The organism is Halorubrum tibetense (genome assembly GCF_042661865.1).
Lineage (GTDB): Archaea > Halobacteriota > Halobacteria > Halobacteriales > Haloferacaceae > Halorubrum > Halorubrum tibetense.
The window spans coordinates 1-681 of the sequence record NZ_JBHSWW010000598.1; the positions used below are offsets into that span (position 1 = coordinate 1).

At 48.8% G+C, this 681-nt stretch carries 1 protein-coding gene; it reads right to left on the bottom strand.

The features are described 5' to 3' along the window. On the bottom strand, positions 1 to 184 hold a 184-nt coding region (locus ACFQEU_RS17185; RefSeq protein WP_465261185.1), incomplete at its 3' end, for a thiolase family protein. Between the last annotated feature and the right edge of the window lie 497 nt (positions 185 to 681).

The following is a 681-nucleotide window of genomic DNA, read 5'->3' on the forward strand; positions in this document are numbered from 1 at the left end:
CGGAATGGGTCACATTGCCAATCACACAATGGCCTATGGCCTCGGGTTTAACACCGGCGCGTTTTACCGCCTCGGCAACTACTTGGCCAGCGAGATCTGTTGGGGCAATATCTTTTAAACTACCGCCAAATGTACCAATTGCGGTGCGTACACCACTTAAAACTACCACTTCACGCTGGCTCATATCCGATTCCTCTAAATTGATTACACAGTTAATGCCACGAGTTAGATTCTATTTTGCCAAATAAAACATTTGTTTGAAACACTTATTCGCTACCTGAGCCGCCCTGCCAACCCCCACAGGTGCAAGCACAATGTCCAATGATCACCGCAATCGCGGTGCGGCGCCACGCGACCATCGTAGGTAGCTCACGGGCGCGTCTAGTGACATTGTAAACACCCACCAGTCACACCTGCCAAGCGCCGGCACATCCATGGTCGATGTCTTCACAAACCGCGATAGGTTATAGTTAAGATCCTGATTTTATTAATATAATTTTCCTAAACAGCGCTAACCAGAGGTATCAACTTGGGGCCACATCTAACCGCCATATTGCTCGGCTTATTACTAACAATAGCGGGTGATGCAAATGCGACTGACGCAACCGTAACGGCAAAAATTGTAGTCCCTACCCGCGATGTGGCAACAACCGCCGACACAGATTTTTTCTTTCCGCTGCT